Here is a 22,753-nt window from a genome sequence, read left to right on the forward strand (position 1 = left end):
TAAAAGTCGGAGATAAAAACAATTGTCATTTGGCAACAAAGTCCATGAAAGGTACCACACGGGCTTCTGTCGGCATATTAATTGCTTGATTTTTAAAAACGTAAGACAATGAAAGCAATCTGGAACGGCGCAATTGGCTTCGGATTAGTCAACATTCCTGTAAAAATTTATTCCGCAACGGAAACCACAAAACTGGATCTCGATATGCTCGACAAATCTGATTTTTCAAACATCCGGTTCAAGCGAGTAAATGAAAATACAGGAAAAGAAGTAAAATGGGAAAACATTGTTAAAGGTTATCTCATGGATGACAAATATATCGTTCTTGATGAAGAAGATTACGAGGCTGCAAGCCCGGAAAAAACAAAAATCCTTTCTATTGACCAGTTTGTAAAGGAAGTAGAGGTAGACAGTATGTATTTTGAGACTCCTTATTATCTGGAACCTCAGAAAAATGGTGAAAATGCCTACAGACTTTTATTAAAAGCTCTTGAAAAAACATCCATGGTAGGAATAGGAACTTTCGTACTCCGCGAAAGCGCTGCTATTGGGATGATCCGTCCTTACAATGACGACATACTGGTTCTTAACCGCCTGAGATTTGATCAGGAAATAAGAGACTATTCAGATTTAAAAATCCCTGCCCAAAAAGCTCCGAAACCTGCAGAGCTGAAAATGGCTGTCAGCCTTATTGAACAGCTTTCTCAGGAATTTGATCCCGCAATGTATAAAGATACCTATTCTGATGAGCTGATGAAGATCATCAAGCAGAAAGCAAAAGGCAAAAACGTAAAAGCCCAAAAAGCGCAGCCTGCAAAAGAAGGTAAAGTGATTGACCTTATGGCCCAATTAAAAGCCAGCCTGAATACCTCTAAATCCAAATCCGCATCGTAATGGCTCTCAAAGATTATCATAACAAAAGAAAGTTCGATGAAACCAGCGAACCTGAAGGAAAAACAAAGAAAAGCAAAGACAAACTGATTTTTGTGATTCAGAGGCATGCAGCCTCCAGACTTCATTATGACTTCCGGCTTGAAATGGAAGGTGTACTGAAGAGCTGGGCTGTTCCGAAAGGCCCGTCTTTGGACCCAAAAGACAAACGTCTTGCCATGATGGTAGAAGATCATCCTTACGATTATAAAGATTTTGAAGGAAACATCCCGGAAGGAAATTATGGTGCCGGACAAGTGGAAGTATGGGACAGCGGAACCTATGAACCTTTGGAGGAGAATTCAAAACTTTCTGATGAAAAAGAACTTCTGAAGGAACTTCATGCCGGTTCTTTAAAATTCATTTTGCATGGCAAAAAGCTGAAAGGTGAATTTGCTCTGGTTAAAATGAAAAATAATGATGACAACTCATGGTTGCTTATTAAACATAAGGACAAATTTGCAGAAAGTCCTTACGATGCTGAAGAAAACACTTCACCAAAATCTCTGGTTACCCAATTTTTAGAGGAAAAAAAAAGCCTAAAATTAAAAGAAAAAAAGAAGTCGTAACTTCTCAAAACCCTTTTAGAAACTTCAATTCTCTAACGAATGAAAAAAAGCTCAAGTCTTTCATTAAACCAATGCTGGCTAAACTTTCAGAGGAACCTTTCAATGATAAAGACTGGATCTTTGAAATAAAATGGGATGGCTACAGAGCTATTGCAGATCTCAGCTATGATACTCCGCTTTTCTATTCCCGGAATGGAATTTCCTTTTTATCAAAATTTGACAAAATTGCTCAGGATTTCGAACAACAAAAACACAGCATGATCCTGGATGGCGAAGTTGTGGTCTATAACGAACAGGGAAGGCCTGATTTTCAGCTTTTGCAACAAATCGGGGATAACCCTGGTGCCGCCCTTACCTATCAGGTTTTTGATATTCTATGGCTCAATGGTCATTCTACGGAAGATCTTCCCTTAATTCAACGAAAAGAACTTTTAAAAGAAGCTTTAACAGAAACGGAAAGGATCAAGTATTGCGATCATATTCCTGAAAAGGGCATTGAGTTTTTTGCGCAAATGAAAGAAATGGAACTGGAAGGGATGATCGCAAAAAGGGCAGACAGCCTGTATGTTGAAAATCACAGAACCACCGATTGGCTTAAAATCAAATTTTCCAATACAGAAGAGGTCATTATTTGTGGTTTTACGGAACCCAGAGGATCCCGGGAAAGCTTCGGAGCGTTGATATTAGGAAAATTTATCGATGGGCAGCTTACTTACTGTGGTCATACAGGAACAGGTTTCAATACGGCTTCTTTGAAAGAAGTGTATGAGAGACTTCAGAAAATAATTGTAAAGTCAGCTCCATTCGAAACAGCTCCGAAGACCAATATGCCGGTAACGTGGGTAAAACCTGAGCTGGTATGTGAAATCAAATATTCTGAAATTACCAAGGACGGAATCTTCAGACATCCGGTTTTTATCACAATCAGGGATGACAAAAGCCCGGAAGATACTAAAGATCCATCCTTCACCGAAAAATCTAAAGATATGAATACGAAAGCTTCACCAAAAAAGACAAAAGTTTCTGAGAAAGAAAAAGAGGTTACCTTAGACAAGCATTCTGTAAAGCTTACCAATCAGGATAAAGTCTATTTTCCTAAAGATGAAATTACGAAAGGAGATGTTATTGAATATTATCAATCCGTAGCCCGGTATATTTTACCTTACTTAAAAAATCGTCCGCTTTCTCTGAACCGTTTTCCCAATGGAATTGAAGAGCAAAGCTTTTATCAGAAAGATGCTGGAGATCATGTTCCGGACTGGATAAAAACCACCCAGGTCTATTCCGAGTCGAACGATAAATACATTGATTATATTTATTGTAATGACAAAGCAACATTAGCCTATCTGAATAATTTAGGCTGTATAGACCTCAATCCATGGAACAGTTCGTTACCTCATCTTGAGCATCCTGATTATCTTGTTTTAGACCTTGATCCTTCTTCAAAAAATACATTCGATGAGGTGATTGAAACGGCACTTCAGGTGAATGAAGTTTTAAAATCAATTAAAATAAAAGGTTACTGCAAAACCTCGGGGAGTACAGGAATTCACATTTATATTCCGATGGGTGGTAAATATGATTTTGACCAGGTAAAAGATTTCGCTCATATCCTCATGAAACAGGTGAATGAAAAACTGCCCAAGATTACCACGTTGGAAAGGAGTCTTCAAAAAAGGGATAACAAAAAAATTTACCTTGATTACCTGCAAAACAGAACAGGGCAGACTCTGGCAAGTGCATACAGTCTGAGGCCAAAACCCGGAGCTTCAGTTTCCATGCCTTTGGATTGGGATGAGTTGAAGCCTGGTGTGAAACCAACAGATTTTACTATTAACAATGCCCTTGACAGAATTAAGGAGAAAGGAGATTTGTTTAAACCGGTTTTGGGTAAAGGAATCGATATGATGAAGGCTTTGGAGCTGCTGCAGAATATGGAATAAAATAAAACTCCCACATAATATAACGCAGGAGTTTCTTTAAAAAAATTAAATATAATTATTGATTGTAAATATGCACATCCCTTTGAGGAAAAGGAATTCCGATTCCTGCTTTATCGAGTGCTTCTTTACAACCGATGATTAATTCTTCATTCATTGTCCAGAAGTTTTCAGTGGAAGTGCTTACTCTTACCGATACATTGACAGCACTGTCTCCAAGCTCTGTTACTACTACCTGGGGCACAGGTGTTTCAAGAGCATATTGATTATTTTTAATAACTTCCATTAGAATATCCTTGGTCTGTCTAAGATCCGCATCATAAGCAACTCCGATATCCAATGATGTTCTTCTTGTTCCCAGCTGGGTAAAATTGGTAATGCTATTATTTGAGATTACCCCATTAGGAATAACAATCAGTTGGTTTTGTGGTGTAACCAGTTTTGTATGAAAAATATCAATAGCCTGTACAGTTCCTGACACACCTGAACTGGTAGAAATAAAATCTCCAATTTTAAAAGGTTTTAATAATAAAATTAAAATTCCACCTGCGAAATTCGTTAAGGATCCCTGTAAGGCTAAACCTACTGCCAGTCCTGCGGCACCAATCATGGCAACAAATGCAGAAGTCTGTACTCCAAGCTGCGTTACAACAACAATAAACAAAAGAATATTCAATCCCCAGTTGATAATATTTAAAAGAAAGTGCTGCAGTGAAGCTTCCATATTTCGTTTTTTGAAAGCTTTTTCAACCAGCTTTTTGATCATTCTGATCATCCATGAGCCAATCAGGTAAATTAATAATGCAGAAATGATTGCAGTAAAAATCCTCGGTGCCCATGAAATTGCTGAAGAAATTAAGGTGTCCCAGTGTTGTTGAATCTTGTTCAATTCTAAATCGTCCATTTTTATACTATGTGTTACTATTTATATCAATACAGCATTGATATCTTCTGCAGGATTTGAAAAAAGAATTCTACCCTTCCCTACCTGAGCGAAGGTGAATCATATTTATCCTTGAAATAGATTGACAGCAGAAAAAGAATGTTTCAGCTTTATTCAATAATCATTCAGAAACTGAATCTTGCAGGAAGAAATAATTTTTGGGACATAGAATTACAAAAACGATACCGAACTGTCTGCTATTAGAGAAAAATAATATTAATGAAAATTCCTTAAGGTAATTTCGCAACCAGGCTTTCCGGCAAAAGTCTAAGAATATGATAAATCATTTTCCATTTAAAATTTGGAACAATGGTAAAAGAGTTTCTTGCACCGACAATAAATTTCGCCACATAATCCGGTTCCATGATCAGGGATTGATTCAGTTCCAATCCTTCATTGATTTTTGTTCTGATATACCCGATAACCAAAGCATTCACGATGATTTTACGGGAAGCTAATTCCTGTCTCAGTCCTGCCAGAAACTGTGTAAATGCAGCCTTTGTACTTCCGTAGACAAAATTGCTTTTTCTCCCTCTTACCCCTGACAAGGATGAAAGACCAATTATTCTTTCCAGGTTCGTATTGCTTTTATCCATTGCAATAATACTCAGAATAGACACACCTCCCATATAATTGACCTCCATCATTTGCTTTGCTCCCTTGAAATCAGTGAGAGCTTGTTGGTTGTCTACTAAAAAACCTGCAGCATAGACTACAATATGAGGCTTTACAGAAAGATTGTAATAAAACTGATGATGAGAACCAAAATCAGCAGCATCAAAATACAAAACAGAAACTTTTGAGCGGTCAAGATTGTTTGAATCAACGAAATGATCCAAAGATGTTGTATTTCGGGAAGCAGCAATAACTGAGAATCCTTTTTCAACATATAGTATCATGCATTGTTTCGCTACATCTGAATTTGCGCCAAGAATAAGAACGGTTTTGTTTGTGTTTTGATTCATAAGGCAAAGATAATTTTTTTATTAAACACTAATCGCATTCATTACTTTCACAATTAGATACAAAAGCCGCCAGACATATTAAAAATATAGGAAGCAAATACGACTTATAAGATTTTAATCTTATAAAAAAGCTGCGGCGGGTGAACTTTGTTCACCCGCCGCAGCTTACTATTTTCAGACTGAATTATTTTTTTTCTTCAGTTGCTGTTTCTTTTTTGTCATCTGCCTTATCAGCAGATTTTGCTCCAAAGCGCGCTTCCGTCATTTCTCTTGAAACCGCAGCTTTTTCGAATTTCAGTTTTCCGGATAATGTTTCGATTACAAAACCATCATCCTGAACCTGAGCAATTCTTCCGTGAAGACCCGATGTAAGAACTACTCTTGTTCCTACCTTAAGGTTTTCCTGAAAGTTTTTTTCCTGCTTCTGTTTTCTCATCTGAGGTCTGATCATCAGGAAGTAAAACCCTACAAACATCACACCCATCATAATCAGCATCATTGATGAAGATCCTTGTGGCTGTGCCTGTAAAAATAATGTCAACATATTTTAAATATTATGGTTGAATGTTCGCAGTGAACGTTAATCTGATTGGCGATTTTTCTACGTTTGCAAAAACGTCAGCATACTTTTGAACATTTCCGTCGAAGCTTGAAGAATCAAAGTGCAAAGTAACTTTTCCTTTTTTACCCGGCATGATTGGCTCTTTTGTAAAATCAGGAGCTGTACATCCGCATCCTGGCTTCACTTCAGAAATAATTAATGGATTTTTCCCTGTATTGGTAATTTCATATACATGCTCTACTTTATCTCCTTTTTTAATTTTACCAAAATCAAAGCTGTTTTCAGATAAAGCTACAGAAGTAGATGGTTCGTTGGAAACCGGAGCTGCCGTTTCACCGGTTACAGCTGCTGCTGTAGAATCAGTGGTTACCGGAGCCGCAACAGCTGCAGAATCAGTAGTTGCAGTTTCAGCACTTTGAGTTTCTTTGCTTTCTTTTTTACATGAAACTAACCCAAAGCCTATAATTGACAAGGCGATAATTGATAACGTCTTTTTCATTTTATATTCTATTTTGATCTTTACAATATTTATCTAAAATACCATTGATGAAGATATTGGAACGGTCTGTAGCAAATACTTTTGCAATTTCAATATATTCATTAATGATCACTCTTGAAGGTGTGAAAGCAAAGTTATCAAGCTCTGCAATGGCTGTAGATAAAATTACTTTATCCATAAGAGAAACTCTTTCCAGATCCCAGTTTTCGAGTCTTTCTTCCAGCTTCTTTTCATTGTTCTCCCAGTTATTCAGGGTATCTCTCAACAATTTTGCAGCAAATGTTTTATCTTCTTCATCTTTAATCATTTTGATCAAAGTTCTGCTTTCTTCATCTTCTCTCAGGAAACCGATTGTTTTTTGTACCATTGAATTGGCGATATGGATATCATCATACCATGAAAGTTCCTTATCACCTAAATAATCATGAAAATCTTCATTCTCAGCAATATATCTTAAGAATAATTTCCCAATAAATTTCTGATCTTCTTCAAAAGAATATCCTTCTTCTTTCATGAAATCCTGATAACGTTTTCCAGCAGTAATTCTCTGGAAAGTTTTTACCAATAAGTCATCATGCATATCCCATTTCAATTGCTTGTGCTGACCTGTAAAAAATAATCTTTCAGGATTTTCTTCCAGTTTACGCAATACCTGGTTGTTGATGAATTTTTGGTTAGGATTAATATCAGCATCAGTTTTAAGAAATTTATTCTTACCAATTTCGATCTGATTCTCTGCCAAATCTTTCAGACCCACCAAAAAGTTGAGCTGATAGATGTATAGATAATAGATTTTCTCTATCCCGGCAAACATGTTTTTCTCTAAAACATCAAATTTTACAGGATTTTGGTAGTAAGAATACACGGTCTGTACTACTTTTTCACGGATTTGTCGTCTTCCTAACATTCAAAGAGCTTTTTTATGGCTGCAAAGATACAAAATTTAAAATTGATGAAATTCGCAGTGTGATGACATTTTTGTAATTTTGTCAAACTATATGAAAGCGCTAAAAACCTTAAACCCTTATTTTTGGAAACACAAAATACTATTGTTTTGGGGGGTACTCTTTATCATTGCCAGTAATTTCTTTAATATATATAAGGTTCAGTTTGTAGGAAAATCTGTTGATGAACTTACAAAAAATGGGAATCTCGGCTTCAACCAGCAGGTTTTAATCTATGTTGGAATTATTGTAGGATGTTCTCTTTTAACCGGATTCTTCACTTTTATGATGAGACAGACTATTATTGTTGCGTCAAGAAGAATAGAATATGAACTTAAAAATAAAATCTACAGACATTATCAGGATTTATCTTTAACGGATTATAAACAGACGACTATCGGAGACTTAATGAACAGATTGAGCGAAGATGTTGTTGCAGTAAGAATGTATCTTGGTCCCGGGGTGATGTATGTAGCCAATCTGATTGTCTTAGTATTGATAACGGCGATCTACATGGTAAAAACAGATGCTTCCATGACGATGTGGACTTTACTTCCTCTTCCTATTTTATCGTATGCTATTTATAAGGTAAGCTCAATCATCAATAAAAAGTCAAAAATCATGCAGAAAAGCCAGTCTGCGATTTCAACTTTTGTACAGGACAGCTTTTCCGGAATCCGTGTGGTAAAATTTTTCGCCAGAGAAAAATATATCGAAAAAAACTATGGCATCAAAGTTACTGATTATCAAAACAAAGCCTTGGATCTGGCCAAGACAGAAGCGTATTTCTTCACCATTATTCTTTTCGTTATCGGTTTATTAAACGTAGCCATCATCTGGATTGGAGGTGCTAAATATATTGCCGGTGAATTAAGTATTGGTAAGATTGCTGATTTCTTCATGTATATCAACACCCTGATTTTCCCATTCTCTATGGTAGGATGGGTAACATCTGTGAATCAGAGAGCTGAAGCATCTATGCAGAGGATCAATGAATTCATGGATAAGAAATCGGAGATCATTAATACCAATTTTGAAAACTATCCTATCAAAGGAGATATTGAATTCAGAAACGTTTCTTATGTATATCCGAATACGGGAATCAAGGCACTGGATAATTTAAGCTTTAAAGTAAAAGCCGGAGAGTCATTGGCTATTATGGGTAAAACCGGTAGTGGAAAATCAACAATTGCCTTGCTGTTATGCCGATTAATAGATCCCACAGAAGGGGAAATTTTAATTGATGGCAAAAACCTGAAGGATCATAATCTGGAGAACTACAGAAACTTTATCGGGTATATCCCTCAGGAAAGTTACTTATTTTCTGATTCTATTGAAAATAATATTGGTTTTGCCATTGATCATCCTTCTCACGAGAAAGTAGTAGAATACTCAAAAATTGCAGATGTTCATAAGAATATTGTAGAGTTTAAAGATCAATATAAAACACTTGTTGGTGAACGCGGAGTAATGCTTTCGGGGGGACAAAAGCAGAGAATTTGTATCGCAAGAGCCTTAATTAAGGACCCCAATATTATCATTTTTGACGATTCTTTGTCTGCTTTAGACACAGAAACTGAACAGAATATTCTGGAAAATATTGATAGAAAAATCAGCAATGCCACTTCCATAATTATCACACACAGAGAGTCTAGCGCTCAAAAAGCCCATCAAATTATCAACCTTACTGAAATTGCCAATTCTGTAACCGCTTAGCCATTTCATTCTCAATTGTTAAATAAATCATAAAAAAAATTTTGTGATTAAAAGAATTCTTTTATATTTGTTCTTAACAAGATTAAAAAATATCTAACAATGAGTGAATACAAGGAACGCCATGAAAATGAGATTTTCACGAAGGTGTTAAAAGCAGGGAGAAGAACTTATTTCTTTGATGTGCGCGAGACGAAAGCAGGAGATTATTATCTTACAATCACTGAGAGTAAGAAGAATTTCGGAGAGAATGGGGAAGCTACATTCGAGAAGCATAAAATTTACCTTTACAAGGAAGATTTTAAAAGTTTCCAGGAGATGTTTAATGAGTCCACAGATTTCATCATTAATGAAAAGGGTGAGGATGTAATTTCAGAAAAACATGACAAAGACTTCAAAAGCAGATCTTTTACAATTGATTCTGACGACGAAGTTTAAAAAAGAATATCTAAAAACACAAGCATCTGAAAAAGATGCTTTTTTTATGTGGTAAAAACAATGTTACTTAATTAGAAAAAGCAAAGAAAAGTGGCTTCTTTGGTAAAAAACTTATGTAATAAATCGGATTAAATCTCATTAAAAGCAAAAAGTGCTATTGTTAAAGGGTCAGTTGTAGATAATTTCGTATAATAATTTTTATTTTTTTGTATTTCAACAATCAATGAATATAATCCTTTGTCATATTCTGATAAACACAACCATCTAGTGCAAATATAACTGTCATATGTGAGACTTCCAACTTTAGTATTAGATCTAAGATCCCAATATTGAGTATTATCATTTATATTACCATTCATTAAAAAAGTAGATTTTACAAGATCTTTCGTAAAAGTGTTAATATATCTTTGGATGTCTGAGTACGAATAAATAGACTTTTTATTATATAATATTTTGTATTTATAGCATTCATATGGAAAACTTATTGTCAAACCCGCATGAGAAACATCCTCAGGCAAGTCATTTTTTTTCCAATAACTCCATTTATTAGACTGCAATTCATTATTATAGAATGTATTTGATTTTATAAAATTTGCTATTTGATATGCCTGTGCAAGATAAGAGAACTGAGAAGTTGCTCTGTACATTTGGATCAGAACCCTTCCAGCAGCACTTTGCATATTAAGAGGTAAAATTACTCCTGGATGCGCCAACGGAGAATTACTACTCTCCCATTCCTTATAATAACCTATACTTTTAGATTCAGTATGCCATTGTCCTTTATGATAATCAAGAGTTTCTTTTACTTTTTGAAGAATATTTTCTGCAATCTGAATATAAGTTTGGTTACCGTAACGGCCTCCGGAATTCGAAATTAACCGTTGAGTAGACTTATTAAGCTTAACTATTGCCGCAAATTTAGCCATTGGATAAACAATATTAGCACTATGGACTAAATGTGAATAAGGCTCTCCTTCATCAGTAATAATATTGTAATGATTAGTTGACCAAGCTGCTCCAGAAACTTTCCTGTAATCATAAATCTTATTTAAGCCTTTTACCTGACTTCTGAGATCATCTCTCCTATCTAGTACATTTCCCATAAACTTTATTAAGGTTTCAGCATACTTTTTTTCTTTCGTTTTTTCATACATCAGTACCAATGCTTCCATATGAGCAGAAACACCCCATGAAAATTCAAGTTGATCAGCACTTTCTGAATAACCTATTGATACATCATATCCTTTACTATCAAATAATTCTTTATAGTAAGATTGAGCATAAGATTTTAGAGTAAATAGCACAGTAAGGATTATAACAATTCTTTTCATAGTAGTAGCTTTGATTTTGAGGTCATTTTAAAGAGAATTATCTTCTCTTAATTCTGGTAAAACAAATATAAAAGTTTCAATCATCAATCCAGAAATTTATTTTAAAGGATTAAAAGAAAACCATTTTTATACGTTGACTCAAGATTATAAACATAACACATGAAAAATTTCGGAGAAAAAAAGTAAAAAAAGAAACCTTCAGAGGATACTGAAATGGTACAAAATAAAAAAGTACACTTTCAAAAAGTGTACTTTCTTTGGGTGAATGATGGGTCTCGAACCCACGACCTTCGGAACCACAATCCGACGCTCTAACCAACTGAGCTACAATCACCGTTTTCTGAGTGCAAATATAGGACAATTTCCTCAACTACCAAACAATTCCATCAAAATTTTTCAAAGAAATTAATCTTTCAGACGTAAAGCCCTCAGCATAAGCAACTCCCGATAACCGCCCTAAATCCTGTGCGCGGTACGTTAAACTTTCATAGAAGTCTTTTGTGGTAATGGGAGTCTCAGGTTCTTTAGAAGTTGGGTCATAAAACTGAGTTTTGTACGCCATACAAGCTTCCAGTTTTTTAGGCAGATACTCTGAAATGTCAATAACAAATTCCGGTTTAATATCTTTCCACTGAATATAATGAAAAATATGTTTTGGCCTCCACACTTCCTGAGATTCACCTTCCAGTACGGTTTCAATTTTTCTCAGTCCGGACAAAAAGCACGCATCCGATACTAATTTCGCTCCTTTTGCATGATCCGGGTGTCTATCATCAATTGCATTAGCCAAGACGATTTCTGGCCTGTATTTGCGAATCATTTTTACAATCCTCATTTGATATTCTTCGGAATTTACTAAAAATCCATCTTTCATTCCAAGATTCTCTCTTGCGGAAAGCCCAAGGATTTTGGCTGCATCTGCTGCTTCAGTCTTTCTGGTTTCATCTGTACCTCTTGTTCCAAGCTCTCCCCTGGTAAGATCTACAACAACGCATTTTTTTCCTTCAGAAACCATTTTAGCAATAGTTCCGCCACATCCAAGTTCTACATCGTCAGGATGTGCACCAAAAGCAAGTATATCAGTTTTCATAAACTCAAAGATAGGATTTAAAATAAAAACTTCCCAAACATTACGCATGGGAAGTTTTAATATCTATAATTTAAATTTTAAATTACTTGTTGATTTCTGCATTTAATTTTACAGCATCCTGATAAGTAGGGTCTAGCTGTAAAGACTTAGCTACATAATCTTTTGCTTTTGCTATATCAGAATCTTTGCTCATGTATGCTACCGCGAAGTAAGCATAAGCAAGGGTCTGTTTGTTAGCTTCCTGATCAGCAGGTTTTACTGTGCTGATGAATTTCTCATAAGCCAATTTTGCTGCTTCATTGTTTCCTGCCTGCTGGTAAGAATATCCCTGGCTGTAATAAGCCGGAGCCCAATCAGGAAGAAGTGCTGACATTTTTTGCCATGTAAGAATTGCTCCATTCCAGTTTTTCACATCCTGGTAAGCTGTTGCTAACTTAAATAATGAATCAGAATCCTGGCTGTTGGCAGCAACTTTCTGTTTCAATGCTTCAATTTCAGGATTAGTAGGTCCTTTATCAGCTTCTGCCTGAGAAGCTCCTCCACCACCTGCGATGTTTGCCAATTCAAGATCCCACTTCATTGTTTCATCCTTAGCAGCTTTTGCAATACCTACTTTTTGCTGAGCTTCAGCCATTAAAGCAGATTTTTTAGCAGCATCTTTTTCATCTTTTGCTAAACCAGCAGCAATAAGTCCCTGTAAACCTTGGTCTGCAGGCAATACTCTTGTTTTCTCTGCCTGAGAAACGAAAGTATCCATATTTTGCTTGGCGTCTGCATAATTTCTATCTGCATATGCATTATAAGCTCTCAATTTGAATTTGATAGGATCATCAATTTTATCAAAAATCTTATCTAATACCATTTTAGAATTTGCATAATCTTCATTCGTGAAATATAGTTTTGCAATTTCTAACTGGGTATATGGATCTTCATCAGCATATTTTGTATAGTTGATAAGATCTTGAGTAGCCTTTGCATTTTGCTGGTATCTGATATCGTAACCAGCCAATGCTTTGTACGCAGGAGCGTATGTAGGATCTACAGCAATTGCTTTATCAACGCTTTCTTTCGCTTTTTGCCACACTTGAGCAGCCATCCATAAAGTAGCCATTCTCGTGTAAACTGAAGCTTTATTTTTTGCTACAGGTAACGCCTTGTCGTAAGCAGACATGGCTTCTCCCGGAGATCTTTTCAATCTGTAAGCATCTCCTAATGTATAATAATAATGTGCAGGAACACCTTTTTTCTCAGCTTTCTCAATAGCTTTAGTCAAAAACTGGATTGCCAGGTCCGGTGAACTGTTTTTCTCGAATAAAGTTAAAGCTTCTGCTGCTCTGAAAAGAACTTCAGCATCTTTTTCTCTTGAATCAGCAACTACTTTTTGAATTTCAGCAACAGCATTTTTATCGCCTTTACCTAATTTAACAGCAGCTAAACCAATTTTGTTCAGATAGCTTTTACCGTCTGCAGCTAATCCTTTATTAAAGTTTTCAGTTGCCTTAGCATAATCCGGTTCTCCTTGTCTTAAGAAAGTATTTCCCAAATAGAAGTAGTTTTCAGCTGTAGGCTCTTTAGCGATCATGTCAGTGAAGTTTGTTTTCGCCTGCGCAAATTTATCACTGTCTATACTGTTGATACCATCCTGCAGTGTTTGTGCAGAGGCAAAACCGGTAAAAAATACCACGGCTGCTCCAAAAGCAATCTTCTTTACATTCATATTCATTATATCTTTCATTTTATATTTTCTAATAATTGAGTTTTATTATACACAATTTTCAGACCAAATCAAAATTTTTAATAAGGACAAATTGTGAATTTAATATTTTTTAACGCATCTGAACTTCTCTCTTATAAATGTTATAAGGTTGTAAGCCTTCTTTCTGTACAATTTTCTGTCCTAAATGGGTACATGAAAATCTTATAAAGCCATTGGCAATGTTAAAGTTACCTTCATTAATCAGGAAATAAAGAACTCTGGTAAACGGGTATTCCATCGTGCGAAGTCCATCAAAATCTGCAGTATACGATTTCCCTTTCTCTACTACAGGAAGTACCTTCACCATGTCTCTTAGTTTTTCTGAAGTTTTATCATAAGGACGGCTGAAAGTATTCAATCCGATAACGCCAATTTTATCAGGATATTTTCCCAATTCCTCTATAATCTTCTGATTTCCCGGAATAATGGAAAATTTCAGATCTTTTGGCTGTTTTTTTAATTTCTCGGCAACAAAGTTCAGGTTACTGGAATTGGTTCCATCAAAAATAAATTCTTTTTTATCAGACATCAGACCGCTGCTGATTTCTTCCATTGAAATACTTTCTTTCGGAGAATCTTTAGGAACTACAAAAACCACTGCATCCGCAGCAAATTTAGCAGGAAGGAACTTCAGATCTGTTCTTTCCTCATATGTTTTAATTTCTTCAGGATTAAGATTTCTGGACATCACCACCACTTTAGCACTTCCTTTCAAAAGATCAAGAAGTCCTAAGTCTTCTTTCTTGGTTTCTACTTTGATATGTGTTTCAGGATAGTTGATCATATAGCCTTCGGCTAATGCTTCTGTGACGCTTTGAAAAGATTCGTCGGTAAAAATGGTAAGATCACCTTTGTGATAGGAAGGAGCGTTTTTCTCCTTTTTGCAGCTTGCAAGCATTATGCTCAGTACAAAAATTACTGCAAGCTTGAAACTATTCTTCATTTCTCGATTTTTTAATTCTTGAGATCGCCCTGTAAATTCTGAAAATACCATAGATAATGAGCACCACTCCCAATGCATAAGCAACAGCAGGCTCTAAAATAGTAAAGAAGAATTTGTAGACAATCACTACAATTCCTAAAACGATATAAAACAATCCCGTAACCAGGGATAACCAATTGAACATCATGTAACAAAAATACCAAAAAAAATAAAAAGAGAAGCATAAGCCTCTCTTTTTATTTATATTTTGAATAAATAAGTCTTATTCAAAGTTCATCGTAAATGGTACGCTATAGTAAGATCTAACGCTCTCACCGTTTCTCTTCGCAGGAGTCCATTTTTTAAGTTTCTTAACTACACGCATCGCTTCACTGTTGAAGTCGCCGTTTGGAGATTTTTCTTCAATAGTAACATTCGAAACAGTACCGTCTTTTTCTACAACGAACTTAAGCTTCGCTTTAAGTGTTCCTTCACCTCCTTCCATCAAAGAAGTATCAAAGTTATCACCCAGGAACTTTCTCAATGCTCCCATACCTCCAGGATATTCTGCAGACTGGTCAACATCTTTATAGATCTCGTTAGGGTTGTTCGCTTTCACTTCTACTGTACTAGCTTTAGTACCTGTAGATGGTGGTGGCGGTGGTGGTGTATAAGCCGGAGCTTTTACCCCCTCCTGATTCTGTAAACCAGTTGTTGTTTCCAACTGCTTAGAAATCGGCGGCGGTGGAGTTTCAATTTTCGGAGCTTTTACAGGCTCAGGAACTACGTTCTGAATTACCTCAATTTTCTCCTCTTCTTTTGGAGGTGGAGGTGGTGGAGGTGGTTCTTCTTCTTTAGGCTGCTCGATAATCGGATCTTCTTCGATAATATCTACAAGATCTGCCTTCACTTCCTGCTTAGGCGGAGCTGTAAGATTTTTAATCGTAAGATAGATGAACGGAGACAAAGCTGCCAAAAGGAATAATGCTGTTCCGATAATAAAAGACTTGGTTAAAAGTCTCGGATACTGATGTCTAAGATCATAGGCACCATATTCCTTGTTTCTATTTTCAAATACGATCTCGTCTAAAGTAAGATTCTGACCGTATACATTTTCATCTGCCATAGATTAGATATAACAATTTTATGGTTAAATTACTTTGTAGCAGCAGCCGGTGCAGCAGCACCTCCTACTTTTTTCTCATAAATAGCTTTTTCCCAAGGTTTGATATCAGTAACCCCGTACTGCTCACTTTTGGTAATTGCCATTTCATCAAGAATATCAACAAAGTTCTTATATACAGCATCGTCAGTTGGCTTAATGATCACGGTAAATTTCGTTTGATCTGCAGCTCTAGATTTTGCCTGCTGAATTACTTTTCTAATTCCTTCTCTATCAAGAGTAGTTTCCATAAGAGTCTGGTCATTCAAGGATGTAGCATCCTGCTGGTGCCAGAAAACTCTATTATTTTTTCCTAATAAGATAGAAATTGAGTTAGAAAGTTTAATTTCTGTTGGAGGTGGTTTTTTTGTTTCATCTTTCGGTTTAGCCGGAAGACCCAAATCCATAACGTTCGGTTTACTGAACGTAGTTGTGAACATAAAGAAGGTAATCAATAGAAAACCCAAGTCCACCATCGGAGTCATATCGACTCTGGTACTTTGCTTCTTGGAACGGACCTTGCCGCCCTTGCCGCCTTTCTCTTGTACTTGTACTTCTGCCATTTCTATCGATATTATTCGTTAGGTTTACCTTCTTGTGATGTAATCAACCAAAATTTAAGAAAATCAATATCTCTTAAACCCTCAAATAGACTTTTAACTTTAGGATACTCAGTTGTAACGTCACCTTTAATAGCTAACTTGTAGTCAGGGTTAACGCTCAAACTTTCTTTTACCCAATCAATTAATTGTTTATTTGTACTGTCCATAGGAATACCTGTAGGACTCTTATAATTTTTCTGCTCATCTGCAGGCAAATCCAAATACCCTTTAAGTTGGTTCATTGGAACTCCAATTGCCTGAATTTTCTGGAAAGCTGCTTTTTGGTTGTTGTCAAAAGTAATACCATACTTTTGTCCCATTTTATCCAAAAGTGCAAGTCTTTCTGATGCATTTTCTACTGGCTGGAAATAGAATTTTCCGTCCGGAGTAGCGTTGATAGTCATTAAACTAGCATCAGGAAGCAATTTTTCCGAAATTGAAGATGGCGGTTTGATCTGCTCCACGTCAGGTTTTTTAAACTGAGTGGTCAAGATAAAGAACGTAAGGAGTAGGAACGCAACGTCACACATTGCAGTCATGTCCGTAATTACTCCATGTCTTTTTGGTTTGACTCTCGCCATTATTATAAAATATTTTTAATTAAACTTCTTTTAATTGCTAATGCAAATATCTTGCTAATTCTTAGTTGAATTCAGCGAAAGACTGTTGGATACTCATAGAGATCTCATCGATCTTGTAAGTTAATCCGTCAATTTTAGATGTAAAGAAGTTATAAAGGATAATAGCGATTGCTGAAGTACCAATACCTAAAGCTGTGTTAATCAAGGCTTCAGAGATACCAGTAGATAGAGCAGCTGCATCTGGAGTACCACCTCCTGAACCTAATGCGAAGAACGCCTTGATCATCCCGATTACCGTTCCAAGTAGTGCTACTAACGTTGCAACAGTACCTAAAGTAGAAAGGATCATCATGTTTTTCTCAAGCATTGGCATCTCAAGAGTAGTAGCTTCTTCGATAGCTTTGTTAAGCGCTACCATTTTCTGCTCTTTATTTAATGTAGTATCGTGAGAAAGTGCTTTGTAAGTAGTAAGACCTTCTTTTACCACGTTACCAACAGAACCTTGTTGTCTGTCGCACTCTTCGATAGCTTCGTCGATTTTGTTTTGGTTTAGTAAGCTTCTTACCTGTACAACAAAGTTGTCTAAGTTTCCTTTTCCAGCTGCTTTACCAAGAACGAAATATCTTTCAAAAGAGAAAACGATTACAGTAATCATGAAAGTAATCAAGATTGGTACGATAACCCCTCCTTTGTAGATAATACCTAAAAACGATTCTGGGTGAATGTCTTTTCCTTCAACACTTGAAAAAGCTACAGAACCACTTCCTAGTTTATCTGCATCTTTAAAGTTTCCTGGGCTACCAAGAACGAATAAATAAATACATACTCCTATAGCAAATAGAATAGGAATAATAACAGCTGGATTTAAACCTCCTGCCTTTCTAGCAACTACTTGCTCATCATTTTTTGAAACATTCATTTCCATATTTAACTAAATTATATTGTTTTAAAATTTTACAGGGTGTAAATTAAAGGCAAAATTAATTAAAATGCAAGAGTCTTAATTAAACATTTTGCTTTTTTTTGATAAAGAAATTTTAATACGATTTCGAAATAATAATTATTTTAAATTATTTTATTTATTTTTTCCAAATTTAACATTTGAATTAAAAAATCAAAAAAATAAGACACCCATTTTTTTTAATTTCCCAATGTTAATTTTTTTTTAAATTACGATATTCACAATACGGTGAGGGACTACAATGATTTTTTTAGGGGTTTTACCTTCCAAAATCTGTTGCATTTTCTCGTTCGAAATCACCAAATCTTCCACTTCCTTGGCAGATAATTGAGCTGAAAGTGAAATTTTGAACTTCATTTTACCATTTACGCTTACCGGATACTCAATTTCATCTTCAACCAGATAATCCTCATTCAATGCCGGGAATCTTTCAAATTCTATCGATGTACCGTGTCCTAGTAGACTCCACAATTCTTCACAGATGTGAGGAGCATACGGAGAAATGATAACGGCAAGCGGTTCTAAAATATTGCGCTTGTTGCATTTTATTTTCTGAAGCTCGTTTACAGCAATCATAAAGGATGATACTGAAGTATTGAAAGAGAAGTTTTCAATATCATATACTACCTTCTTTATTAAGGTATGTAAAACTTTGTATTCCGCTTTTGTAGGTTCTTCGTCTGAAACTTCAAATACGTCTCCGTTGAAATACAGGTTCCAGAATTTTTTAAGGAAACCATATACTCCGCTTAATCCTTGAGTATTCCAAGGCTTGGATTGTTCTAACGGTCCTAAGAACATTTCATATAATCTTAATCCGTCTGCTCCGTACTCTTCACAGATATCATCAGGATTGACTACATTATATTTTGACTTGGACATTTTTTCTACTTCACGGTCTGTGATGTATTTTCCGTCTTCCAGAATAAATTCTGCATCTGCATAATCCGGTCTCCATGCTTTGAAGGCTTCAGTATCCAATTCATCCGAAGTTCCCTTTAATAAGGATACATCTACGTGAATCTGCTGAGTCTGGTAATCTTTAGCTAAATTTTTAGATACATACTGATTCGTTCCGTCAATTCTGTACACAAATGCACTCATCCCTAAGATCATCCCCTGGTTGATCAATTTCTGAAATGGCTCATCATGGCTGATATAGCCTCTGTCTTTTAAGAACATGTTCCAGAAACGGGAATACAATAAGTGACCGGTTGCATGTTCGCTTCCTCCTATATACAAGTCTACCTGTCCCCAATAATCTGCTAACTCTTTTTTAACAAAAGTTTCTTCATCATTAGGATCCATATATCTAAGGAAGTACCATGAGCTTCCTGCCCAACCTGGCATTGTAGATAATTCTAACGGGAAAATAGTTTTGTCATCAATAAGATCTGTAGCTACTACCTTCTGGTTAGCTTCGTCCCATGCAAATTCTTTTGCATTTCCTAGCGGCGGATCTCCATCTTCTGTAGGTAAGTATTTTTCAACTTCAGGAAGTTCCAACGGTAAAGCAGAAGTTGGCAGCGTGTAAGGCATTCCATCCTTATAATATATAGGAACAGGTTCTCCCCAATAACGTTGTCTTGAGAAAATAGCATCACGCTGTCTGTAGTTGGTTGTTCCATGACCGATTCCTTTCGTTTCGATCTCGGAAATCATTTTTGCTTTCGCTTCATTATAGTGTAATCCGTTTAAGAAATCAGAGTTTACACAAACAGAATCTTTGGAATCAAAAGATTTCTCCTGAACATCCTCTTCAGTTTCTACAACTTTCTTGATTTCAAGATTAAATTTCTTAGCGAATCTATGGTCACGCTCATCATGTGCCGGAACTGCCATCACAGCTCCTGTTCCATATCCCATCAACACATAGTCTGAAATATAGATCGGCATTTTTTCATTGCTGAAAGGATTGATTGCATAACTTCCTGTGAAAGCTCCGCTCACGTTTTTCACGTCAGACATTCTGTCTCTCTCCGTTTTCTTGGAAGTTTCTTCAATATAAGTATCTACTTCTACTTTTTGAGCATCTGTAGTAATCGTTTCCACTAAAGGATTTTCCGGAGCCAGTACCATAAAGGTCGCTCCAAAGATCGTATCAGGTCTTGTTGTAAAAACCTCAACAGTTTCGTCATGTCCTTCTACTTTGAACTGAACCTGTGCTCCCTGAGATTTCCCAATCCAGTACTCCTGGGAATCTTTCAACGGCTGCGGCCAGTCCAGAGTGTTTAATCCCTGTAATAATCTTTCAGAATATGCGGAAATTCTCATACTCCACTGCATCATTTTCTTCTGGAAAACCGGGAATCCTCCTCTTTCGGATTTTCCATCCTTTACTTCATCGTTGGCCAATACAGTTCCTAATGCAGGGCACCAGTTTACAGTGGTTTCTGCTCTGTAGGCAAGACGGTAGTTTAAAAGGATATCTTCTTTATCAATATCGGAAGCATTCTTCCATTCTTCTGCAGTGAAATTTAATTCATCATTCTGATTGGCATTTAGTCCTTCTGTTCCTTTTTCTTCAAAATGCTGAATTAAAGAATCAATAGGCTCCGCCTTATCTGTATTTTTATTATACCAGGAATGATACAACTGGATAAAAATCCATTGTGTCCATTTATAATAAGAAGCATCTGAAGTTCTTACTTCCCTGCTCCAGTCGAATGAGAAACCGATATTTCTCAGCTGCTCTTCATATCTGTTGATATTTTGTTCTGTAGTAATAGCAGGATGCTGTCCTGTCTGAATAGCATACTGTTCAGCAGGAAGTCCAAAGCTGTCATATCCTACCGGGTGGAGTACATTAAACCCCTGATGTCTTTTGTATCTCGCATAGATATCCGATGCAATATATCCCAGCGGGTGACCTACGTGAAGTCCTGCTCCTGATGGGTACGGAAACATATCGAGTACATAAAACTTAGGTTTGTCTGTGTTATTAGAGGTTTTATAGGTTTGATTTTCCTCCCAGTATTTCTGCCACTTTTTTTCTATCTGCTGATGATCGTAAAACACTTGATATATATGTTATATGTTAGACTGATTATTTTTTCTTTTTGTCAAGATTCACAAAATTAATGATTTTAAAGTAAATAGAAATTGAAATTATGATGAATTACAAATTCTACCCTCAACAAAAAAATCCCATCCGGAGATGAGATCTGTTTTATATCCTGAAGTATATACTATTATTGAGTAACTCTTTTGAAGGTATATGTTCTTGTCTGGAATATAGTAGGATCCTGAGTCTCCTCTCTTACCGCAAGATTGAGCGTTGTTGCATCCAAAGTAATCACCTTTGCATTCTGCGGTTCTACGATTCCCTGAATTTTCATCTGAACATCTTTCCCTTCCTTATTATAAGTGTAATTGAATTTTATATCTGAAAGAATAGCACACTGACCTGGTGTAGCAGTATCTCCCCAGTTCGTTTTCCCTCCTTTGGAGTCAGCGCTGAACCACCATCTTGTCTGTTTCTGACAGTCTGTATAAGTAATCGTGTTAGAAACCGGGTCTTCACCAACTTCCACAGTGGTAACTACTTCTTTTAACGGTTGCCATGTCCCAACAAGAGGAGCTTCCAGAACAGTATCGTCGTCACTGCTGCAGCCTGTAGCGGCAGCAAACAAAGATAAACCTGCAAATAGTAATGCTAATTTCTTCATAGATCAATTTTTTCAAGCGCTAAAATTATAATTTTTTTGATTTATATTACTATTTTTTATGAAAAATTATTTCATCGACGATTATTTATATATATTTAAAAATAGTGACACCTCATTTTCCCTTTATTTAACAAATAATGAATACATGAGCATCGTTCATTCTATTAAAAAAGTTATTTTTGCAGGAAACAAAATACAAATGCAGGATATTACGAGAAACAATTTTGATTTTATACGTGTTCTCCTTGCCTTTATTGTCTTTTTGGGACATCTTGGCACACTCAGCGCTTCTCCTGACCTCAAGATTTTTGAGCACAGCCCTATAGAAATTGCAGTTTTCGGCTTTTTTGCGGTGAGCGGATTTCTTATTGCAAGGAGCTATGAAAGGTCTTCAAGCCTGAAAAGCTATTTAAAAAAGAGAATCAGAAGAATTGTTCCCGCCTACTTATTGGTTATTTTTTTATGTGCAATTTTATTAAGTCTGGTAAGTACCTATTCCTTCATTGAATATTTCAGCAATACACAAGTTTATAAATACCTATTTTGGAATTCATTATTTTTAAATTTTAAAGCACCCTGGCTTCCCGGAGTTTTTGGAAATCAAGCAGTGAATGGTGCCCTATGGACACTGAAAATAGAAATGTGCTACTATTTTGCGGTTCCTCTGTTGTTTTTGCTTTTCGGGAAAAACAATAAATACAGAAATGTAAGTTTGGTTATTCTATACTTCTTATCACTTATTTATCTCAATTATTTTGAATCTTTAAATAAAATTTCGATTGCCAAACAGCTCCCTGGAACATTATCCTATTTTATCCCTGGAATGTTGATTTACTTTAATTTTGATAAATTCATCCAGCATAAAAATCTCATTTTCATCATTGCATTCGTTACTGTGTGGATTGACTTATTTTTAAAAGTTCAGCTTTTTTCTCCAATGATGATCGGGGTTATCGTAATGTACATTGCCTATTCATTCAAATTCTTAAATAATTTTGGAAAATATGGTGATTTCACCTACGGAATCTATATTTTCCACTTTCCTATTATCAGAACTTTTCAGACTTTAGGATTGTTTGAAGATTACAATCCATTTGTAATGGCTTTGGTATGTATGTTGGTGGTTATTGCGGTAGGTGTAAGCTCATGGCATCTTTATGAAAAAAGATTTTTATAA

General features: G+C 35.9%; 22 protein-coding genes and 1 tRNA gene. 6 read left to right on the forward strand and 17 right to left on the reverse strand.

Annotated features, from left to right (window positions below; genetic code table 11):
• The first annotated feature begins 108 nt into the window (after positions 1-108).
• The 3 genes from DEU40_RS01950 (at position 109) to ligD (ending at position 3,442) form a co-directional block, all read left to right on the forward strand.
• On the forward strand, positions 109-894 hold the full coding sequence (locus DEU40_RS01950; RefSeq protein ID WP_110008276.1) for a Ku protein: 786 nt from the start codon (positions 109-111) through the stop codon (positions 892-894).
• Entirely contained in the window at positions 894-1,499 is a 606-nt protein-coding gene (locus tag DEU40_RS01955) for a DNA polymerase ligase N-terminal domain-containing protein (RefSeq protein ID WP_110008277.1), read from the forward strand. Before DEU40_RS01950 ends, DEU40_RS01955 begins: the two co-directional genes overlap by 1 nt.
• 71 nt (positions 1,500-1,570) lie before the next feature.
• Positions 1,571-3,442, forward strand: a complete 1,872-nt coding sequence (ligD, locus tag DEU40_RS01960; RefSeq protein WP_110008278.1) for a DNA ligase D — start codon at positions 1,571-1,573, stop codon at positions 3,440-3,442.
• Between the two features lie 55 nt (positions 3,443-3,497).
• Here the strand turns inward: ligD and DEU40_RS01965 are convergent, their stop codons facing one another.
• From DEU40_RS01965 to DEU40_RS01985, 5 genes are all read right to left on the reverse strand, one after another.
• Entirely contained in the window at positions 3,498-4,343 is an 846-nt protein-coding gene (locus DEU40_RS01965) for a mechanosensitive ion channel family protein (RefSeq protein ID WP_110008279.1), read from the reverse strand.
• A 269-nt stretch (positions 4,344-4,612) separates the two neighbouring features.
• Complete coding sequence (locus DEU40_RS01970) at positions 4,613-5,347, reverse strand: SDR family NAD(P)-dependent oxidoreductase (RefSeq protein ID WP_110008280.1); 735 nt, start codon at positions 5,345-5,347, stop codon at positions 4,613-4,615.
• A 184-nt stretch (positions 5,348-5,531) separates the two neighbouring features.
• Positions 5,532-5,891, reverse strand: a complete 360-nt coding sequence (gene yajC, locus DEU40_RS01975) for a preprotein translocase subunit YajC (protein ID WP_002976292.1) — start codon at positions 5,889-5,891, stop codon at positions 5,532-5,534.
• 10 nt (positions 5,892-5,901) lie between these two features.
• The gene (locus DEU40_RS01980; RefSeq protein ID WP_110008281.1) at positions 5,902-6,408 is read right to left on the reverse strand and encodes a DUF1573 domain-containing protein; all 507 of its coding nucleotides are present in this window, start codon (positions 6,406-6,408) and stop codon (positions 5,902-5,904) included.
• 1 nt (position 6,409) lies between these two features.
• Positions 6,410-7,315 (reverse strand): transcription antitermination protein NusB, encoded by a 906-nt coding sequence (locus tag DEU40_RS01985; protein WP_110008282.1) that lies wholly within the window; start codon positions 7,313-7,315, stop codon positions 6,410-6,412.
• Between the two features lie 91 nt (positions 7,316-7,406).
• Here DEU40_RS01985 and DEU40_RS01990 point away from each other — a divergent pair, with 91 nt between their 5' ends.
• Together DEU40_RS01990 and DEU40_RS01995 are read left to right on the forward strand one after the other, a co-directional pair.
• Positions 7,407-9,068 carry an ABC transporter ATP-binding protein gene (locus tag DEU40_RS01990; RefSeq protein WP_110008283.1) on the forward strand — a complete coding sequence of 554 codons (1,662 nt, stop codon included), beginning with the start codon at positions 7,407-7,409 and terminating at the stop codon, positions 9,066-9,068.
• 99 nt (positions 9,069-9,167) lie between these two features.
• Complete coding sequence (locus tag DEU40_RS01995; RefSeq protein WP_027375472.1) at positions 9,168-9,503, forward strand: DUF3276 family protein; 336 nt, start codon at positions 9,168-9,170, stop codon at positions 9,501-9,503.
• A gap of 128 nt (positions 9,504-9,631) precedes the next feature.
• Here DEU40_RS01995 and DEU40_RS02000 read toward each other — a convergent pair whose 3' ends face one another.
• From DEU40_RS02000 to DEU40_RS02055, 12 genes are all read right to left on the reverse strand, one after another.
• Complete coding sequence (locus DEU40_RS02000; RefSeq protein ID WP_110008284.1) at positions 9,632-10,834, reverse strand: hypothetical protein; 1,203 nt, start codon at positions 10,832-10,834, stop codon at positions 9,632-9,634.
• A 259-nt stretch (positions 10,835-11,093) separates the two neighbouring features.
• Positions 11,094-11,169, reverse strand: a tRNA-His gene (locus tag DEU40_RS02005).
• A 35-nt stretch (positions 11,170-11,204) separates the two neighbouring features.
• Positions 11,205-11,924 (reverse strand): bacillithiol biosynthesis deacetylase BshB1, encoded by a 720-nt coding sequence (gene bshB1 / locus DEU40_RS02010; protein ID WP_062675760.1) that lies wholly within the window; start codon positions 11,922-11,924, stop codon positions 11,205-11,207.
• 82 nt (positions 11,925-12,006) lie between these two features.
• Positions 12,007-13,659, reverse strand: coding sequence for a tetratricopeptide repeat protein (locus DEU40_RS02015; RefSeq protein ID WP_110008285.1), 1,653 nt, complete (start codon positions 13,657-13,659; stop codon positions 12,007-12,009).
• A 91-nt stretch (positions 13,660-13,750) separates the two neighbouring features.
• On the reverse strand, positions 13,751-14,623 hold the full coding sequence (locus DEU40_RS02020) for a PstS family phosphate ABC transporter substrate-binding protein (protein ID WP_110008286.1): 873 nt from the start codon (positions 14,621-14,623) through the stop codon (positions 13,751-13,753).
• Complete coding sequence (locus tag DEU40_RS02025; protein ID WP_171006307.1) at positions 14,613-14,810, reverse strand: DUF308 domain-containing protein; 198 nt, start codon at positions 14,808-14,810, stop codon at positions 14,613-14,615. Before DEU40_RS02025 ends, DEU40_RS02020 begins: the two co-directional genes overlap by 11 nt.
• Before the next feature lie 75 nt (positions 14,811-14,885).
• Complete coding sequence (locus tag DEU40_RS02030) at positions 14,886-15,728, reverse strand: energy transducer TonB (RefSeq protein WP_062675757.1); 843 nt, start codon at positions 15,726-15,728, stop codon at positions 14,886-14,888.
• A 29-nt stretch (positions 15,729-15,757) separates the two neighbouring features.
• Positions 15,758-16,327, reverse strand: a complete 570-nt coding sequence (locus tag DEU40_RS02035; protein WP_110008287.1) for an ExbD/TolR family protein — start codon at positions 16,325-16,327, stop codon at positions 15,758-15,760.
• Positions 16,328-16,338: 11 nt separating this feature from the next.
• Positions 16,339-16,947, reverse strand: coding sequence for an ExbD/TolR family protein (locus DEU40_RS02040; protein WP_047435560.1), 609 nt, complete (start codon positions 16,945-16,947; stop codon positions 16,339-16,341).
• Positions 16,948-17,008: 61 nt separating this feature from the next.
• Positions 17,009-17,872 carry a MotA/TolQ/ExbB proton channel family protein gene (locus DEU40_RS02045; RefSeq protein WP_076594929.1) on the reverse strand — a complete coding sequence of 288 codons (864 nt, stop codon included), beginning with the start codon at positions 17,870-17,872 and terminating at the stop codon, positions 17,009-17,011.
• Between the two features lie 240 nt (positions 17,873-18,112).
• Complete coding sequence (leuS, locus tag DEU40_RS02050; RefSeq protein WP_110008288.1) at positions 18,113-20,926, reverse strand: leucine--tRNA ligase; 2,814 nt, start codon at positions 20,924-20,926, stop codon at positions 18,113-18,115.
• A gap of 173 nt (positions 20,927-21,099) precedes the next feature.
• Positions 21,100-21,576, reverse strand: a complete 477-nt coding sequence (locus DEU40_RS02055) for a lipocalin family protein (protein WP_110008289.1) — start codon at positions 21,574-21,576, stop codon at positions 21,100-21,102.
• A 145-nt stretch (positions 21,577-21,721) separates the two neighbouring features.
• Between DEU40_RS02055 and DEU40_RS02060 the strand changes: the two genes are divergently transcribed.
• Positions 21,722-22,753: an acyltransferase family protein gene (locus DEU40_RS02060; RefSeq protein WP_171006308.1), complete on the forward strand. Its 1,032-nt coding sequence runs from the start codon at positions 21,722-21,724 to the stop codon at positions 22,751-22,753.

It is taken from the genome of Chryseobacterium sp. AG844 (genome assembly GCF_003182335.1).
In the GTDB taxonomy this organism is placed as follows: domain Bacteria; phylum Bacteroidota; class Bacteroidia; order Flavobacteriales; family Weeksellaceae; genus Chryseobacterium; species Chryseobacterium cupriresistens.

Bases quoted from the DNA above. Each gene is read 5' to 3' on its own strand.
- DEU40_RS02025 (WP_171006307.1), bottom strand. From the start codon at position 14,810: ATGATGTTCAATTGGTTATCCCTGGTTACGGGATTGTTTTATATCGTT.
- DEU40_RS01970 (WP_110008280.1), bottom strand. From the start codon at position 5,347: ATGAATCAAAACACAAACAAAACCGTTCTTATTCTTGGCGCAAATTCA.
- DEU40_RS01950 (WP_110008276.1), top strand. From the start codon at position 109: ATGAAAGCAATCTGGAACGGCGCAATTGGCTTCGGATTAGTCAACATT.
- DEU40_RS02020 (WP_110008286.1), bottom strand. From the start codon at position 14,623: ATGAAGAATAGTTTCAAGCTTGCAGTAATTTTTGTACTGAGCATAATG.
- DEU40_RS02015 (WP_110008285.1), bottom strand. From the start codon at position 13,659: ATGAAAGATATAATGAATATGAATGTAAAGAAGATTGCTTTTGGAGCA.
- yajC (WP_002976292.1), bottom strand. From the start codon at position 5,891: ATGTTGACATTATTTTTACAGGCACAGCCACAAGGATCTTCATCAATG.
- DEU40_RS02000 (WP_110008284.1), bottom strand. From the start codon at position 10,834: ATGAAAAGAATTGTTATAATCCTTACTGTGCTATTTACTCTAAAATCT.
- DEU40_RS01990 (WP_110008283.1), top strand. From the start codon at position 7,407: ATGAAAGCGCTAAAAACCTTAAACCCTTATTTTTGGAAACACAAAATA.
- DEU40_RS02060 (WP_171006308.1), top strand. From the start codon at position 21,722: ATGAGCATCGTTCATTCTATTAAAAAAGTTATTTTTGCAGGAAACAAA.
- DEU40_RS02035 (WP_110008287.1), bottom strand. From the start codon at position 16,327: ATGGCAGAAGTACAAGTACAAGAGAAAGGCGGCAAGGGCGGCAAGGTC.
- DEU40_RS02040 (WP_047435560.1), bottom strand. From the start codon at position 16,947: ATGGCGAGAGTCAAACCAAAAAGACATGGAGTAATTACGGACATGACT.
- ligD (WP_110008278.1), top strand. From the start codon at position 1,571: ATGCTGGCTAAACTTTCAGAGGAACCTTTCAATGATAAAGACTGGATC.
- DEU40_RS01995 (WP_027375472.1), top strand. From the start codon at position 9,168: ATGAGTGAATACAAGGAACGCCATGAAAATGAGATTTTCACGAAGGTG.
- DEU40_RS01980 (WP_110008281.1), bottom strand. From the start codon at position 6,408: ATGAAAAAGACGTTATCAATTATCGCCTTGTCAATTATAGGCTTTGGG.
- DEU40_RS01965 (WP_110008279.1), bottom strand. From the start codon at position 4,343: ATGGACGATTTAGAATTGAACAAGATTCAACAACACTGGGACACCTTA.
- DEU40_RS02030 (WP_062675757.1), bottom strand. From the start codon at position 15,728: ATGGCAGATGAAAATGTATACGGTCAGAATCTTACTTTAGACGAGATC.
- DEU40_RS02055 (WP_110008289.1), bottom strand. From the start codon at position 21,576: ATGAAGAAATTAGCATTACTATTTGCAGGTTTATCTTTGTTTGCTGCC.
- DEU40_RS01955 (WP_110008277.1), top strand. From the start codon at position 894: ATGGCTCTCAAAGATTATCATAACAAAAGAAAGTTCGATGAAACCAGC.
- bshB1 (WP_062675760.1), bottom strand. From the start codon at position 11,924: ATGAAAACTGATATACTTGCTTTTGGTGCACATCCTGACGATGTAGAA.
- DEU40_RS02045 (WP_076594929.1), bottom strand. From the start codon at position 17,872: ATGGAAATGAATGTTTCAAAAAATGATGAGCAAGTAGTTGCTAGAAAG.
- DEU40_RS01985 (WP_110008282.1), bottom strand. From the start codon at position 7,315: ATGTTAGGAAGACGACAAATCCGTGAAAAAGTAGTACAGACCGTGTAT.